Annotated in this window: 8 protein-coding genes, 1 tRNA gene, 2 rRNA genes and 1 riboswitch; of the genes, 7 read left to right on the top strand and 4 right to left on the bottom strand. The window is 45.1% G+C overall.

The annotated features are described in order from the left end of the window. From AACQ42_RS01325 to AACQ42_RS01315, 3 genes are all read left to right on the top strand, one after another. Positions 1-396: ribosomal RNA gene (locus AACQ42_RS01325) — 23S ribosomal RNA — on the top strand; the annotation flags it as partial. A gap of 87 nt (positions 397-483) precedes the next feature. Further along, a 5S ribosomal RNA gene (gene rrf / locus AACQ42_RS01320) occupies positions 484-599 on the top strand. A gap of 29 nt (positions 600-628) precedes the next feature. Beyond that, positions 629-705, top strand: a tRNA-Asp gene (locus tag AACQ42_RS01315). Positions 706-1,237: 532 nt separating this feature from the next. Here the strand turns inward: AACQ42_RS01315 and AACQ42_RS01310 are convergent. Beyond that, on the bottom strand, positions 1,238-2,518 hold the full coding sequence (locus AACQ42_RS01310) for a cation:proton antiporter (RefSeq protein WP_094166199.1): 1,281 nt from the start codon (positions 2,516-2,518) through the stop codon (positions 1,238-1,240). A gap of 182 nt (positions 2,519-2,700) precedes the next feature. Between AACQ42_RS01310 and metH the strand changes: the two genes are divergently transcribed. Then, positions 2,701-6,378 (top strand): methionine synthase, encoded by a 3,678-nt coding sequence (gene metH / locus AACQ42_RS01305; protein WP_094166198.1) that lies wholly within the window; start codon positions 2,701-2,703, stop codon positions 6,376-6,378. 66 nt (positions 6,379-6,444) lie between these two features. Here metH and lysC read toward each other — a convergent pair whose 3' ends face one another. After that, positions 6,445-7,797 (bottom strand): lysine-sensitive aspartokinase 3, encoded by a 1,353-nt coding sequence (gene lysC, locus AACQ42_RS01300; RefSeq protein WP_094166197.1) that lies wholly within the window; start codon positions 7,795-7,797, stop codon positions 6,445-6,447. A gap of 109 nt (positions 7,798-7,906) precedes the next feature. Then, positions 7,907-8,082, bottom strand: a riboswitch (Lysine riboswitch). A gap of 183 nt (positions 8,083-8,265) precedes the next feature. Here lysC and AACQ42_RS01295 point away from each other — a divergent pair. The 3 genes from AACQ42_RS01295 (at position 8,266) to mgtE (ending at position 12,175) form a co-directional block, all read left to right on the top strand. Further along, positions 8,266-9,387, top strand: coding sequence for a pyridoxal-phosphate-dependent aminotransferase family protein (locus AACQ42_RS01295; protein WP_088720755.1), 1,122 nt, complete (start codon positions 8,266-8,268; stop codon positions 9,385-9,387). An 849-nt stretch (positions 9,388-10,236) separates the two neighbouring features. Further along, on the top strand, positions 10,237-10,632 hold the full coding sequence (locus AACQ42_RS01290; protein WP_094166196.1) for a hypothetical protein: 396 nt from the start codon (positions 10,237-10,239) through the stop codon (positions 10,630-10,632). A 166-nt stretch (positions 10,633-10,798) separates the two neighbouring features. Further along, complete coding sequence (mgtE, locus tag AACQ42_RS01285; RefSeq protein ID WP_088731551.1) at positions 10,799-12,175, top strand: magnesium transporter; 1,377 nt, start codon at positions 10,799-10,801, stop codon at positions 12,173-12,175. 114 nt (positions 12,176-12,289) lie between these two features. Here mgtE and AACQ42_RS01280 read toward each other — a convergent pair whose 3' ends face one another. After that, the gene (locus AACQ42_RS01280; RefSeq protein ID WP_094166195.1) at positions 12,290-14,083 is read right to left on the bottom strand and encodes a PglL family O-oligosaccharyltransferase; all 1,794 of its coding nucleotides are present in this window, start codon (positions 14,081-14,083) and stop codon (positions 12,290-12,292) included. Between the two features lie 34 nt (positions 14,084-14,117). Continuing rightward, positions 14,118-16,940, bottom strand: coding sequence for an excinuclease ABC subunit UvrA (gene uvrA, locus AACQ42_RS01275; protein WP_026029161.1), 2,823 nt, complete (start codon positions 16,938-16,940; stop codon positions 14,118-14,120). Positions 16,941-17,080: the final 140 nt, after the last annotated feature.

Below are 17,080 nucleotides of genomic sequence, written 5' to 3'. Positions count from 1 at the left end.
GCTCATCACATCCTGGGGCTGAAGTCGGTCCCAAGGGTATGGCTGTTCGCCATTTAAAGTGGTACGCGAGCTGGGTTTAGAACGTCGTGAGACAGTTCGGTCCCTATCTGCCGTGGGCGTTGGAAGATTGAAGGGGGCTGCTCCTAGTACGAGAGGACCGGAGTGGACGAACCGCTGGTGTTCGGGTTGTCATGCCAATGGCATTGCCCGGTAGCTAAGTTCGGAATTGATAAGCGCTGAAAGCATCTAAGCGCGAAGCAAGCCCTGAGATGAGTCTTCCCTGGCACTTTAAGTGTCCTAAAGGGTTGTTCGAGACTAGAACGTTGATAGGTTGGGTGTGTAAGCGCTGCGAGGCGTTGAGCTAACCAATACTAATTGCCCGTGAGGCTTAACCATACAACACCGAAGGGGTTTTGTGGGCTCAATTGAAGAACATTGAATGTGTGAATGAGAACGAAGCAGCTTTCCGAATTAAGAAATTTGCTTGGCGACCATAGCGTTGTGGACCCACCTGATTCCATGCCGAACTCAGAAGTGAAACACAACAGCGCCGATGGTAGTGTGGGGTCTCCCCATGTGAGAGTAGGACATCGCCAGGCTTTGAATATTGTCTAACCAGACACGCTGCGGAGCGGTAGTTCAGTTGGTTAGAATACCGGCCTGTCACGCCGGGGGTCGCGGGTTCGAGTCCCGTCCGCTCCGCCACTTATTAAGAAGCCCTGCTAGTAATAGCAGGGCTTTTTTCGTTTGAGTAAAATAGCATTTTATTTTTATCACTCTCAGTGCCGTCTTCTAAAAATCAATTCCACACATACTTACATATTCACTCCTTGTAATCCGTAACACTCTGATTAGCTAAGGCTCGCTTACCGGTCCGTAGTTTTACTTGGCGTCCTTCTTCAATAATCATTGAACCTGTTTGTTCAAACTTGTTCGGCTGACTTTAAGCTATTGTGTGATTATTTGTGTACGTGAATGACTTTCTTTGGAGTCTGCGAGAGCCATCATCACACCTTCATTTGAATAGGGTTAGCCAGCTTTTTAAATAAGTGTTACTAAAGCTATCCATAGTGATATTTCACCATGGTTCAACAGCCTTAATTAGATCATATTTTTTGAATTGGTATTACAGTAGATATAGAGAGGAGCAACAAAGTAAAGATAGCAAAAGCCGATGTTCTAGAACATCGGCTAGGGATAAAATTGATTTGATCAGTTATTACTGACAGCTTTCTTTCTACACTGACGACTTTTCAGCTTGTTTTGCTTTGTCTATCAATGGGGTAATTGTTGATCCTTGAATAAGTATTGAGAACACCACGACAGCGTAGGTCATAACAAGGATTATCTCTTTTACATCAATAAGCTTGTCTGGGATAACTAATATGCCAGATGGGATAGAAAGTGCCATTGCTAGTGCTAGCCCACCTCGTAGCCCTCCCCAAGTTAGTATCTTTATTGACCATGGGTTGTAGGAGCGGTAACGCTTGAAGCCGATGTAAGAGAAAAAAACGCTTAGATAGCGAGCAGATAAGACAAGAGGAATGGCGAAAGCCATCAATATCCAGTCCTCTTCATGGAATTTGAAGAGTAGCATCGACATACCGATAAGTAGGAAGAGCACACCATTCAAAAATTCGTCAACCAATTCCCAAAAGTGGTCAAGGTGTTCTTCACTTTCTTTTGAAAAGCCAATGAAGCGTGTCCAGTTGCCGATCATTATCCCTGATACAACCATAGCTAAAGGTCCGGAAACATGAATAACATCTGCAAAAACATAGCCAGCAGTCGGTATACCAATGGTTAAAAGCAGTTCCATTGAGTGATCATCGGTGGCGCTGATGAGGTAGTGGAATAATAGCCCAAGAGCTAGGCCATACAGGATGCCCCCCATTGCCTCTTGAATAAACAACATAGTTACACTACCTATGGTTGGTGCTTCTGTACCAAATGCAATAGTGAAAATAGTGACAAAGATAACCAAACCAAAACCATCATTAAAGAGCGATTCTCCCTCGATTTGGGTTGAAATACGTTTTGGTGCATTTAACTTTTTAACAATAGCTAATACGGCTATTGGGTCTGTTGGTGATATGAGTGCACCAAATAGCAGACAGTAAACGAGATCGAAGTGAATACCGGTAAATTGACAGAAGGCGTATAGCCCAAAACCGATGAAGAAGGTTGAAAATAGCGTTGCGCCTAGTGCAAGAACCGCGATTTCCCATTTCTGATCTTTTAGGTTGGGTAATTTGATGCCTAGGCCGCCAGCGAAAAGTAGAAAACCGAGTATTCCTTTGAGCAGAAAATTTTCAAAGTTAATACTGTTGACGGTTTCTGTCGCTATTTGAGTTAGATGAAACCAATCATTTTGACCTGCAACTAAGATCAATAATGACAACATCATCGATCCTGCTGTAATGGCGATAGTGGTTTGCATATTGCCTATCTTACTGTTTAGAAAGGCAATCAACATTGCTGCTCCTGATAGGAAGCATAAAGTGTAATAGACAGACATTGTTTTCTCGTCGTGTAACAAAATATGAATGAAATTCTCCTTGGATGATGTACAAATAGCAAACACTTTTTAGCCATGATTGCAGATGTATCAAACGATAATTAAAGTGAAGTTTAGACGTCTAGATTTCTAATGGTTATATGATAGGATGAGCGAATAACCAAAAGGAATGAGGCTGTACTGTGGGAAGAGAAGTTAGAAGTCAAATTGAAGCTCAATTGCAACAGAGAATATTATTGATTGATGGTGGCATGGGCACCATGATTCAGAGCTATAAATTGGAAGAGCAAGATTATCGCGGAGATCGCTTTGCCCATTGGCCAAGCGATCTGAAAGGAAATAATGACCTTCTCGTCTTGACGCAGCCTCAGTTAATCAAAGAAATTCATAGTGCTTACTTGGAAGCAGGTGCTGATATCCTAGAGACGAATACCTTCAACGCGACGAGCATCGCAATGGCCGACTACGATATGCAAGCCATTAGCGATGAGATCAATTTCGCTGCTGCAAAACTTGCACGCGAAGCTGCTGACGAATGGACGGCGAAAACGCCTGAGAAACCTCGTTATGTAGCAGGAGTGCTAGGGCCAACAAACCGCACTTGCTCGCTCTCCCCTGACGTGAATGACCCTGGTTTTCGAAATATCAGCTTTGAGCAATTAGTTGAAGCTTACTCAGAATCAACACGTGCTTTAATTCGTGGCGGCAGCGACTTAATTTTGATTGAAACTATTTTCGATACTTTAAATGCTAAAGCCTGTGCCTTTGCGGTGGATTGTGTGTTTGAAGAGTTGGGTTACAAACTGCCCGTGATGATCTCAGGGACAATCACCGATGCCTCTGGTCGAACGCTTTCTGGGCAAACAACCGAAGCCTTTTATAATGCACTGCGACACGTTGAGCCTATCTCATTTGGTTTGAACTGTGCACTCGGTCCAGATGAATTGCGCCAATACGTTGAAGAGCTATCACGTATTTCCGAATGTTATGTCTCGGCTCATCCCAATGCGGGGTTGCCTAACGCATTCGGTGAGTATGATCTTGAAGCCGATGAGATGGCGAAGCACATCGGGGAATGGGCGCGAGCAGGATTCTTGAACCTTGTTGGTGGCTGTTGTGGAACCACTCCTGAGCACATTAGACAAATGGCAAAAGTGGTCGAAGGTGTGAAACCAAGAGCGTTACCCGATATTCCAGTGGCTTGTCGTCTATCCGGTCTAGAGCCGCTGACGATTACCAAAGAGAGCTTATTCATCAACGTAGGTGAGCGAACTAACGTCACTGGTTCTGCGCGTTTTAAGCGTTTAATCAAAGATGAGCAGTATGATGAGGCGCTGCATGTTGCTCGAGAGCAGGTCGAAAACGGTGCACAAATCATCGATATCAATATGGATGAAGGGATGTTGGATGCGCAAGCTTGCATGGTCCGCTTTCTCAATTTATGCGCTTCTGAGCCGGATATTTCCAAAGTACCAATCATGGTTGATTCTTCTAAGTGGGAGGTAATTGAAGCAGGTCTCAAATGCATTCAAGGCAAAGGGATTGTGAACTCTATTTCCCTCAAGGAGGGGAAAGAGAAGTTTGTTGAACAAGCTAAACTCATTCGCCGCTATGGTGCTGCTGTGATCGTGATGGCGTTTGATGAAGTAGGCCAAGCGGATACCCGTGAGCGAAAACTTGAAATTTGTACCAAAGCTTATCGAATTTTGGTTGATGAGGTTGGTTTCCCTGCTGAAGATATCATTTTTGATCCGAATATTTTCGCGGTTGCGACTGGTATTGATGAGCATAATAATTATGCTGTGGACTTTATCGAAGCCGTGGCTGATATCAAACGTAATTTACCCCATGCGATGATTTCCGGCGGGGTTTCCAACGTCTCTTTCTCTTTTCGCGGTAACAACTATGTGCGTGAAGCGATCCATGCTGTATTCCTTTATCACTGTTTTAAAAACGGCATGGACATGGGTATCGTCAATGCCGGTCAGCTTGAGATTTACGATAACGTGCCTGAGAAACTGCGTGAAGCAGTCGAAGATATCATTCTCAATCGCCGCAGCGATGGCACTGAACGCTTACTGGATATTGCGGCTGAATATGCGAACAAAGGTGTCGGTAAGGAAGAGGATGCCAGTGCGCTTGAATGGCGTTCATGGCCAGTCGCAAAACGTTTAGAGCATGCGTTAGTCAAAGGTATCACCGAGTATATTGTTGAAGATACGGAAGAAGCTCGTCAAAATGCCACTCGCCCACTGGATGTGATCGAAGGGCCTCTCATGGATGGAATGAACGTGGTCGGCGACCTCTTTGGCGAAGGGAAAATGTTCCTGCCGCAAGTAGTGAAATCGGCGCGCGTTATGAAGCAAGCCGTTGCGCATTTAGAGCCCTACATCAACGCGCTTAAGCAAGCAGGTTCCAATAATGGCAAAATCCTTCTTGCCACAGTTAAAGGGGATGTACACGACATCGGCAAAAATATCGTTGGCGTCGTTTTGCAGTGTAATAACTACGAAATCATTGACCTCGGTGTTATGGTGCCATGCGAGCAGATCCTCAAAGTCGCGAAAGAACAGAATGTCGACATCATTGGGTTATCCGGCCTCATCACTCCCTCTTTAGATGAAATGGTGCACGTCGCCAAAGAAATGGAGCGACAAGGGTTTAAATTACCGCTTTTGATTGGCGGAGCAACCACCTCTAAAGCACATACTGCAGTTAAAATTGAGCAAAATTATCACCAGCCAGTTGTTTACGTGAACAATGCTTCGCGCGCAGTAGGCGTTTGTTCTTCGCTTCTTTCTGATGAGTTACGTCCTGCTTTTGTGGAAAAATTAAACCTCGATTATGAACGCACGCGTGATCAACATCACCGTAAAACCCCCCGTACTAAACCCGTATCATTAGAAGTGGCAAGGGCAAATAAAGCGGTTATCGATTGGGGTAACTATACGCCGCCAGTTCCGGCTAAATTGGGCGTACATGTGTTTGATGATTTTGATGTGGCTACCCTTCGTCGTTACATCGACTGGACACCATTTTTCATGACATGGTCATTGATGGGTAAATATCCGACGATTTTTGAACACGAAGAGGTGGGAGAGGAAGCGCAAAGTTTATTCCATGATGCTAATGCATTGCTTGATAGAGTTGAGCGAGAAGGGCTACTCAAGGCTCGCGGTATTTGCTCTTTATTCCCGGCCGCGAGTGTGGGGGATGATATCGAAGTGTATCGCGATGAATCGCGCACCGAGGTTGCTCATGTTCTGCATCACTTACGCCAACAAACCGAAAAGCCCAAAGGTTATAACTACTGCCTGTCCGATTACATTGCACCAAAAGAGAGTGGTAAACGAGATTGGATCGGCGCATTTGCCGTGACAGGCGGAATTGGTGAGCGAGAATTAGCAGACCAATATAAAGCGCAAGGCGATGACTACAACGCCATCATGATCCAAGCGGTAGCTGATCGTCTTGCTGAGGCTTTTGCGGAATATTTGCATCAGCAAGTTCGTAAAGAAATTTGGGGCTATGCTGCTGACGAAGAGTTGTCGAACGATGATTTGATCCGTGAGAAATACCAAGGTATACGCCCAGCGCCGGGCTATCCTGCGTGTCCTGAGCATACGGAAAAAGGCACCTTGTGGGAGATGTTGCAGGTTGAGCAAACCATCGATATGTCTTTAACCACCAGTTACGCTATGTGGCCAGGTGCTTCGGTGTCAGGTTGGTACTTCTCGCATCCTGACTCTCGTTATTTTGCCATTGCACAAATTCAGCAAGATCAGATGCAAGATTACGCGCAACGTAAAGGCTGGAATATGCAAGAAGCGGAAAAATGGCTTGGGCCGAATTTAGATTAAGTAATAAAAAACAGGTTGGCTAAGCCAACCTGTTTTTTATTCAGCGTGTTACTACTCAATGTGGTTTTATCGTTCAAACAAATCTTGATGAAGTTTCTGAATTGCCGCTTTAGAAACCGACTCGTGTAATAAAAAGCAGAGGTTGTGTGGGCTGGCACCATAGCAAATCATACGCAAATTGAAATCTTCTAAGGTGCTAAAAACTTGTTTTGCATAGCCTTTGCTTTCACTCATGTTGTTGCCGATCAGCGCAACTAAACACAGATTATGTTCGACTTCAACTTTACACAGCTCTTCTAATTCTAAGCGCACCGCTTGAGGCAGTTCAGCTGCTCCACCTGAGGTATCGGTTTTATCTAATGTTAATGAGACGCTGATTTCAGAGGTGGTGATCAGATCCACCGAAATTTTGTGTTTGGCTAAAATTTCAAACACCTTCGAAAGAAAGCCGTATGCGTGAAACATGCTAGCGCTGCGTAGCGTAACCATGGTTTGATTGCAGCGTAGGGTCAAGGCTCTAAATAGAGGTGAGCTTTCCACACGTTTACGGATCCAAGTGCCGCCTTTTTCAGGCTCTTTTGAGGAGCCGACAAACACAGGGATATCGTGGCGAAGCGCGGGCAGCAACGTCGATGGATGCAAAATTTTAGCGCCAAAGTTTGCCATCTCCGATGCTTCGCTAAAGCTTATTTCCGCAATCGGAGCGGCTTTAGGCGCAATGCGAGGGTCGGTCGTATAAATCCCCGGCACATCAGTCCAAATTTCTAAGCCAGAAGCTTGTACCGCTTCGGCGATCAAGGCCGCAGAATAATCACTGCCGCCTCGGCCCAATGTGGTTGTATTCCCTTGTTCATCAGCGCCGATGAAACCTTGAGTTACCACTACGTGTTGCCGACAAAGTGGTGTTAACTTCTCTTGGGCTAATTGCTGGATCTGCTCTAATTGCGGTTCCGCCCGACCGTAGTGATCATCAGTACGCAGCACTTCTCGAATATCAAAACGGATCGCATCCATGCCACGTTCACGCAGTAATTGTGTCAGAATGAAGGTCGACATTAACTCGCCACAAGCCACTAAGTGATCGGTCAGTTTTTTACTCGCTTGAAAAGAGGCCGCTTCTGCGACACTGGCCACCATATCTAAAATTGAGTGTACCTCTTTTTCAACCTGCAGCGGGTCGGCAAGCTTGTCAATAATCGCATGGTGAATATCAGCTAACTGTTTGATAATACTTAAGCGTTGATTGGCATCTTGTATGCCATTGGCTAATTCAACCAATAAATTCGTCACGCCAGAGCAGGCACTGCTCACGACTAATTTGGTCTCTGGATTATTTTCGATCACAGCGGCACAAAGGCTCATTGCTTCAAAGTTAGCAACGCTTGTTCCGCCAAATTTGGCGACATTGAATGCGCTCACGGCATTTCTCCCACGACTTCCTGAAATAAAAATAGTGTTGGTGTACCAACGTCCAATGTTTGAAGAGAGTTTTTCTAGAGCAAATAAAGAGGTGTTTTTATGATTGGTTTACCTCAGAAGCTCTTCATCAGGGTTGCTGATGACAGTTGAAGGGATTCAGCCCATTCAACCGATAAACCAAATCCACAACCTTGGTTTATCTCGGCACTGCTCCCCATTAATGTTTTGTATTGGAGTTGAGGCTCCACAAGACATCTGCCTGGGCAGTGCTCCTCTTCTGCTAGATAGCTCATTCATTGAACGTTTTTGAACTGTTAATGTCAATCGCTAATTAAGTCCAAATGTAAAATAAAATTAACCAGAGTGTGACACTGGTTTGACCTCTAGACTTCGGTCGAATTGTTGCTTCAGCGGATTTGTTTTACTCTGGGTATTCTATTCGCATTTGGCCACAAGCAAGGAGCAACTATGTCCATTACCAGTTTTAACCCACCTCAGCGAATTTTGATGGGGCCAGGCCCGTCAGATATTTACCCTCAAGTATTACAAGCGCTGAGCAGGCCGACTGTTGGCCACTTAGATCCGCTTTTTATCCAGATGATGGATGAGCTAAAGCAGCTGCTTAAATACGCTTTTCAAACGGAAAATGAGTTTACCATCGCGGTTTCCGCGCCGGGCAGCGCTGGTATGGAGGCGTGCTTTGTCAACTTGATTGAGCCGGGAGATAAGGTCATCGTGTGTCGCAATGGCGTTTTTGGCGAGCGTATGCGCGAGAATGTAGTGCGCTGTGGCGGAGAAGTGGTGCTGGTGGATGATGAGTGGGGAGCCCCCGTTTCGCTGGATAAAGTCGAACAAGCCATACAGGCTAACCCTGATGCTAAAATTCTCGCGTTTGTCCATGCAGAAACGTCAACTGGTGCATTGAGTGATGCGCAAGCATTAGGTTTGCTGGCTAAGCAAAACAACATGCTGAGTATTGTAGATGCGGTGACATCCTTAGGCGGCGTGCCACTTTATGTGGATCAATGGCAGCTCGATGCCGTCTATTCTGGGAGCCAAAAGTGCTTATCGTGCCCTCCGGGTTTATCGCCACTGACTTTTTCAGCGCAAGCGATTGAAAAAATTCAATCTCGCACAACCCCCGTTCAAAGCTGGTTTTTAGATCAAAGCTTAGTGCTTGGTTATTGGAGCGGTGCAGGCAAACGCAGTTATCACCACACTGCGCCAGTTAACAGTTTGTACGCATTGCATGAAGCCTTACTGGTGTTGAGAAATGAAGGCCTAGAGCAGGCGTGGGCACGTCATCGTGTGATGCATGACAAATTAAAGCTGGGCCTAGAAAAATTAGGATTTGAATTTGTCGTTGCTGAAGATTGTCGTTTACCGCAATTGAATGCGATCTATATTCCAGAGGGGGTTGATGAGGCTAAAGTGCGAGCGCATCTACTCAATCAATACAACTTGGAGATCGGCGCAGGTCTTGGCACTTTAGCGGGTAAAGCGTGGCGTATTGGCCTAATGGGGTATGGGGCACGCAGTGAAAACGTGGCCTTATGCTTGCGGGCGTTAGAAGAGTCATTAACAAATTAGCAAAAAAACACATAAGGGAGCATTTGCTCCTTTTTAGTGGTGCTGATGCTGAACGTTGTTCGTTTCAGCATCAATCATAAAATTCATTTTTATTGTTAGCTCTTCCCTAGCGTGAGTGGAATACTCGTGATTGATGTCTTAAGATAAATTCTTCCGTTAATGGTTTAATTACTCCTGTGAATATAAGTGGCATTTTGTGTATTTATAATAAATATACGATGCTAAAGTTTGTGGCCTAAATATTAGAACAGGTTTGGATGCTACTTTGTATTGTCATGGTATTGTAAAAAATGAACATTGTTCGATTGTTTTGGTTGACCATTATTTTATCTGCGTTAGGATAACCGCGCTGAGAAAGCATACTTATTATTAACTTTTTAGAGGTGCAATAGAAACCTATGGACTCGTCGAGTAGTCGATTATCCAAGTGTGGTATTTTCTGGTTAGTAGAAAAGCCTACGTTTTGTTGCCAACTTTTCATTTAAAGCCTCGCTTTTGCTAAGTTGGTATTCATACTAACGAAGCTCCTTTTCTTGTTCTCTCCTGTCAATATCACACTCTTTTTATAGAGTATCGTGTTTGTTTAAGTCGATCATATGATTTATTCAATACAGCGTTTCTACTGGCTAGAGCGTGAATGCTTTTGAATTTCTTGCGTGTCATCTGTACACCGCTAGAACTTTCGCAAGTACACGGCTTCTCTATTTGACTGACTTTATCTTCTCCTAACTTGCTTGTTCAAGGCGGGGAATGCTTGAGCTTGATGGTATAAGCTTATTGCAGCTCAGTTACGTGGATTTTCTGCATAATTTGGTTTCTTTGCCTTGATCGTTTCAAGGAGATACAAAGATGGTTATGTACAACACATCATTAGCTATGGGCAACCGGCTACCTGCTGCTCACTCTATTCAAACCGAAATGGATAACAACTTTATTTGTATAGGCGCATCGCTATCTGTAGAGGCGGTGATTGCGATTCTACGCTCATCGTCCTTAACCGATAAGCGTTTAAACCTTATCTTTATCTCTGGTGATGCAGGTGAATACTTAGGATTTGTTTATTTAAGCAAGGTGGTGGTATCACAGATGAATATCATCATGAAAGATATTATGCACAAAAGCGATATTGCCGTATCGGCCTTAATGGATAAGGTTCAAGCTAGAAAGTTATTATTAGACAGTCATTTGCCTATTATCCCTATCATCGATAGTCGTAATCGAGTGATTGGCGCCTATTCTATATAAGAAATATTAACAAACTTTAAAATAAGTCACTCAATCTCACTAAATGAAATTTTAGTGAGATTGGAACAGTGTGCTTAAAATTTAAGTTATTCATTGAATACATTGATTATAAAAATAAGCTTTAAAATTATTATGTTTATTTTTAAAGTTAAATATCGGCTGAGATATGATAATGAAATTACAAAAAATAGCGTTAGAACTCGCTGCGATTAATTTTAATCGTGACCCATTAAACTTAAATCAATTAATGGAACAGTATCCCATCGCTGATATTGCTCAAGTCTTCGCTGAGCAGTTGGCTAATCAGACCTTGAGCGAAGAGGATGTCTTTGAGCTGGTGCAATTGATGCCAATCGCTCGTCAAGCGGCGCTATTGGGGTATTTTTCTGAGCCTATCAGAGAAAAAGTGGTGGAGAGAATGCCGCTCGAAGCGCTTGCGAAAGTGCTTCAAGTTATGCCCCATGATGAAAGGGCTGACTTATATGCTCACTTGGATGAGACGCGCCAACCGCCGCTACTTGCTCTACTGGATCAACAAGAGCGGCAAGATGTACAACAACTTGCAGCCTACCCGCAAGGCTCGGTCGGCTCTATCATGACGACAGATTATGCGACGTTAAACGCCGATGATGATGTGCAGCAGGCGATTGCGCGTTTACGTGAAATGGCCAACGAGAGGGAAACCATCTATCAAGCGTATGTGATTGATAAACAGAATCGCTTACTTGGTACACTTTCGCTTAAGGATTTAGTGCTGGCACAACCGACCTCGCTTGTCTCTGACATCATGACCAAAGAGACAGTGTTTGTGCGAGCCGATGAAGATCAAGAGTGTGCAGCGCAAGCCATCAGTAAATACGATTTACTTGCGGTGCCTGTTTTTGATGAGCAATTTCGTTTGGTCGGTATAGTGACTTATGACGATGCGATGGACGTGGCCGAGCAGCAAGCGGATATGGATTTTCATAAAGTCGCTGCGGTTGGTTTTACCGGTAACCTTAAAGAAGCCAGCGTATGGTTAATGTACAAGAAACGTGTGTTTTGGCTGGTGTTGTTAGTCTTTGGTAATCTTTTTTCTGGTGCCGGTATTGCGTACTTTGAGGAGACGATTCAAACCTATGTCGCCTTGGTCTTCTTCTTACCACTGTTGATTGATAGCGGCGGTAATGCAGGATCCCAGTCAGCTACGTTGATGGTTCGAGCCTTAGCCACTGGTGAAGTGGTGATGAAAGATTGGCTATCCATGTTGGTGCGAGAGTTAGGGATTGCGGCGTTATTAGGGGCAACAATGGCCATTGCTGTCTCTTTATTGGGTTTTTGGCGAGGCGGCAGTGATATCGCTTTTGTCGTTGCGGTAACGATGCAAATTGTGGTGATTATTGGCTGTATTGTTGGAATGCTCCTTCCGTTCATTCTGAATAAGTTTAAGCTCGATCCTGCGTCAGCCAGTGCTCCGTTGATCACGACCATTGCGGATTCTATCGGGGTGATCATCTATTTCAGCGTTGCTACCATGGTGTTGGATTTTCCACCAGTGACGTAAGCCATTCATCTGGCAGTGAGATCTACTGGTTGGAGTGTGAAATAAGCTCAACGGTTAAAAGCTTTCTCTATTTTTGGGAAAGCTTTTTTTATGAATAAGGCTCATATACTCAATTTAATTGGCAGACGAACGATCAGCCGAACTGGTTGGCGGGCTATACTGCACCTCACTGAAATCCATATTGGGGAACAAAAATGCAGCTTCGGAGCGAATTTGCTCTGCACGGCTTTCGTCACCAATACCTTGGTAAGCCAAGATCAGATTATTGTAAAAAGCAGGACGCGGTTTATGTTTTATGATGGCCAATGACCAGTCGATGTATGGCGTAATCAATTTAGAATCTTGATTATACAGACCAATGTTGAGGTAAGTGCTGTAGACATCCCAATCAAAACGGTCTTTCCAAACCACAGGGTTCGTCACCTTTTGTAGGATATCCGGGTTCTTGGGTTGAGATTTCTCAAATTGGGTAAGCACGTAATTACTGTGCAGTGCGCTGAGCATATAAAAGCCAGTCAAAATCGGCAGTACTAAACTCAATACTCGAAACAGGGATTTACTGATAAGGCCAAAAGGGGCCGAACGGTATTTAGCCACGCGTTGATCAACCCAAAAAAGCAGAATAATGAAGGTTATCCAATGAATGGCAGAATGGTAAAATGGGTATTCGAGTTGGCTGTGCAACACGATAGGGATGAAAAGGGCGAACATCGCAAGCCTGGTCCCTTTCTTGGCCGAATACATCCGCATGAGCACGAAAAGCATGGCCAGTGTGATCCCTAGCACAGGTAACAAACCGCCTTCCACCGCCCAGAATAGTAATTCATTATGAGGATGATCCATCGACGCCAACCCCGGTTGGTAGCTAGGGTTTAATTGGTGTTGCCTTGCAGTATAAAGCAAATATTCAGATTCAAACTTGCCATAGCCATAACCCGTGAAGGGTTTCTCTATGACCATATCGATGGTTTGAGGAAAGGTATAACGGCGAGGGCTCTCTAAATCAGCCTTATTCTCTAGAAAATCGCCCGTGCCTTGGGAATAGACAGCGACAAACCCTAAAGCAATACCCAATAGCGTTGCAGCGCTCCATCCCCAAAACCGTTTAGGCGTCGAAAATTTAAATAGGTAAGGCAGAACAAAAAGCGTGCCGAGTACCGCGCCAATCCAGCCAGTGCGCGAGGCTAATATCACCAGCAACGGTGCAGTGAGCAGTGGAGTGACATAAAGTAGGCTCACTTCGCTAACATGCTGATTGTACTTTTTCGGTTGGCGAGCCAGTAAATAGCCGGACATAACCAGCCCTGTCGCGAGAAAGCTCGCCATCACATTCGGTTGCTGAAAAATGCCGTAAGGGCGGTTGATGAGGGTGTTGTAGCCAAAAATATTATCGGGTGAAAGCAAAAAGTATTGGTACAGACCAAATAGAGTTTCAATCAATACCGCGAGTACGATAAACCAGAGTAATCGCTGCTTATGTTTGTTACTAAAACGAAATTGTTGCAGCAATACAAAAAAAAGCAGCCCAGCCCATAGTCCTAACATTCGACTCAGCGACGACTCAATTTGAGCATTCGTATAAAGCAGCGGAATCGTCATGATGGTACAACTGATGAAAAGACCGATGGTCAGTTTGGAATAGCGTAACCTACGGTTAGATGCGAGTTGATACAGACCTAATGAGAGCGTAAAACTAAGGGCAAGCCAAGTGGTTGGATTAAAAGATAAAGCCAGACCTGAGCCACCAGGGTTGGGCATAAAAAAATGCATTGCCAGTAAATAGAGAATGCCAATCGAAAGCAAAAAGGGTTTGTTTAACGGGATGGCGGGTGTTTGTGCTTCAAGTTGTGTACCGCTTAGATGCAATGTTGCCATAGGTCTCGCGTTCCAATTAAAAGAAACCAGCAACCACTTGCTGGTTTCTTTACTTTACCGTTTTTTTCTATTTCAACATAGGCTTAAGAAAGCGTGCTGTGTGTGAACCTTCGATCTGCGCCACATCTTCGGGCGTTCCTTGAGCAATAATTTCGCCGCCGCCTTGTCCACCTTCTGGCCCTAAGTCGATCACCCAGTCTGCGGTTTTAATCACATCTAAGTTGTGTTCAATCACCACCACGGTATTGCCGTGGTCGCGTAGGCGATGCAATACGGTCAAGAGCTGTTGGATATCATGGAAGTGTAAGCCAGTCGTTGGCTCATCCAAAATGTACAAGGTTTTTCCTGTATCGCGTTTTGATAGTTCACGAGCCAGTTTGACGCGTTGAGCTTCGCCCCCTGACAATGTCGTCGCCGCTTGTCCGAGGCGTATGTAGGATAAACCCACGTCAATCAAAGTCTTGAGTTTGCGAGCGATCATCGGTACGGGCTCAAAAAAAGCGTAAGCATCTTCGACGGTCATCTCCAACACTTCATCAATCGCTTTGCCTTTGTAGCGGACTTCCAATGTTTCACGATTATAGCGTTTGCCCTTACACACATCGCATGGCACGTAAACATCGGGTAAAAAGTGCATTTCAACCTTAATCACACCATCACCTTGGCATGCTTCGCAGCGTCCACCGCGTACGTTAAAGCTAAAACGACCCGGTTTATAGCCTCGAGAGCGAGACTCTTGAGTGCCTGAGAATAGCTCACGGATCGGTGTGAAAATGCCCGTATAGGTGGCCGGGTTTGAGCGGGGAGTTCGGCCTATCGGGCTCTGGTCAATGTCGATGACCTTATCAAAATGCTCTAACCCTTTGATTTTTTGATATGGAGCTGGCGTTGCTGTGGTGGCTCCATTTAAGGCCGTATGAGCAATTTTAAAAAAGGTATCATTAATTAAGGTTGATTTACCGGAGCCTGAAACTCCTGTTACGCAGCTAAATAAGCCAACAGGAATTGATAAATCAACCGTCTTGAGGTTGTTACCCGACGCGCCGATAAGCTCCACCGTTTTCTTGGGATCTCTCGGGGTACGCACGGTAGGAATCGCAATTTTTTTTGCGCCGCTCAGGTACTGTCCCGTGAGCGAATTAGGGTTGGAAATTATGTCATTCACATTCCCTTCTGCGACGACTTGCCCACCATGCACACCAGCACCGGGGCCAATATCAATTACATGATCGGCCATACGAATGGCGTCTTCGTCATGTTCTACAACTAATACCGTGTTGCCTAGATCGCGCAAATGCGTGAGCGTTTTTAATAGCCGTTCGTTATCACGCTGGTGGAGCCCAATCGATGGCTCATCTAAGACGTACATTACCCCAACGAGTCCAGCGCCAATTTGGCTCGCTAAGCGAATCCGTTGTGCTTCGCCTCCTGACAGGGTTTCAGCACTCCGAGAAAGGTTGAGATAATTCAACCCAACGTTGACGAGGAAATGCAAACGGTCATTGATCTCTTTCATTACTTTTTCAGCAATTTGTGCTCGTTGGCCTTCTAAATCAAGAGATTGGAAAAATTGCAAGGCATCGGCAATGCTCAGTTCCACCACTTCCGGGAGCGCGGTGTCATTGATAAATACGTTGCGAGCTTCGATGCGTAAACGGGTGCCATTACAACTGGTACAAGGCTTAGTCGAGATGTATTTCACCAAATCTTCACGGACAGAGTTAGATTCTGTATCGCGATAACGCCGTTCAAGTGTATTGAGAATGCCTTCAAACGGATGGCGTTTAACCCGAATATCACCACGATCGTTAATGTAGTTAAACTCAATCTCAGTTTTCCCCGAGCCTTTCAAGATGATTTCCTGAACCTTTTTAGGCAGTTTGTTAAATGGGGTATGTAAATCAAAATCATAATGCGCAGCGAGTGACGTGAGCATCTGGAAGTAGTAGTAATTTTTCTGATCCCAGCCACGAATCGCTCCTTGCGCGAGGCTGAGTTGGCTATCTTGGATAACGCGTTCAGGGTCAAAATATTGTTGTACGCCTAAACCATCACAGGTGTGGCATGCGCCCGCTGGGTTATTAAATGAAAACAGCCGAGGCTCTAACTCCTGCATACTGTAGCCACAGTGTGGACAAGCAAAATTGGCTGAGAATACAATCTGTTCGCCTTCACCATCCATGTCAGTAACCACAGCAATACCGCCAGACAATTCGAGCGCTGTCTCAAAGGATTCGGCTAGGCGCTGCTGTAGGTCAGGACGAACTTTAAAGCGATCAACCACCACTTCAATGGTGTGCTTTTTGTGTAGTTCAAGGGTTGGTGGATCAGTCAGATCGCACGTTTCACCATCAATGCGGGCGCGGATAAAACCTTGCGCGGCCAAGTTTTCCAGCGTTTTAACGTGTTCACCTTTGCGCTCTTTCACAATCGGTGCAAGCAGCATCAGCTTTGAACCTTCAGCTAATTCCAACACCTTATCAACCATCTGGCTGATGGTTTGGGCGCGAAGTGGCACTTTGTGCTCAGGGCAACGCGGCTCACCGACTCGCGCATAGAGCAGACGCAAGTAGTCATAAACTTCGGTAATGGTGCCAACCGTAGAACGAGGGTTATGCGAGGTTGATTTTTGTTCAATAGAGATGGCCGGTGAAAGACCTTCAATATGGTCAACATCCGGTTTTTCCATCAAAGATAAAAATTGGCGTGCATAGGCAGACAGCGATTCAACATAGCGGCGTTGGCCCTCTGCGTAGAGTGTATCAAAGGCGAGAGACGACTTCCCCGAGCCTGATAGCCCTGTAATCACCGTTAATTTATCGCGTGGAATGGTCAGGTTGATATTTTTCAGGTTGTGGGTTCGAGCGCCCCTAACTTCAATTTTGTCCATCATCTAGGCTCTATGTAACACAAGTTAAGCAAGTATTGCATAGTGTGAGTTTTGTGCAAATAGGTACTGGATAAAAAAACAGTAAATAAAAACCACGGAACTTGCCGTGGTTTTTATTGGGGAGGCGCTAGGTGACTAAC

It is taken from the genome of Vibrio sp. V12_P9A6T4, assembly GCF_963874835.1.
Taxonomy (GTDB): domain Bacteria; phylum Pseudomonadota; class Gammaproteobacteria; order Enterobacterales; family Vibrionaceae; genus Vibrio; species Vibrio anguillarum.
This window is presented reverse-complemented; position numbering and strand designations above follow the sequence as displayed.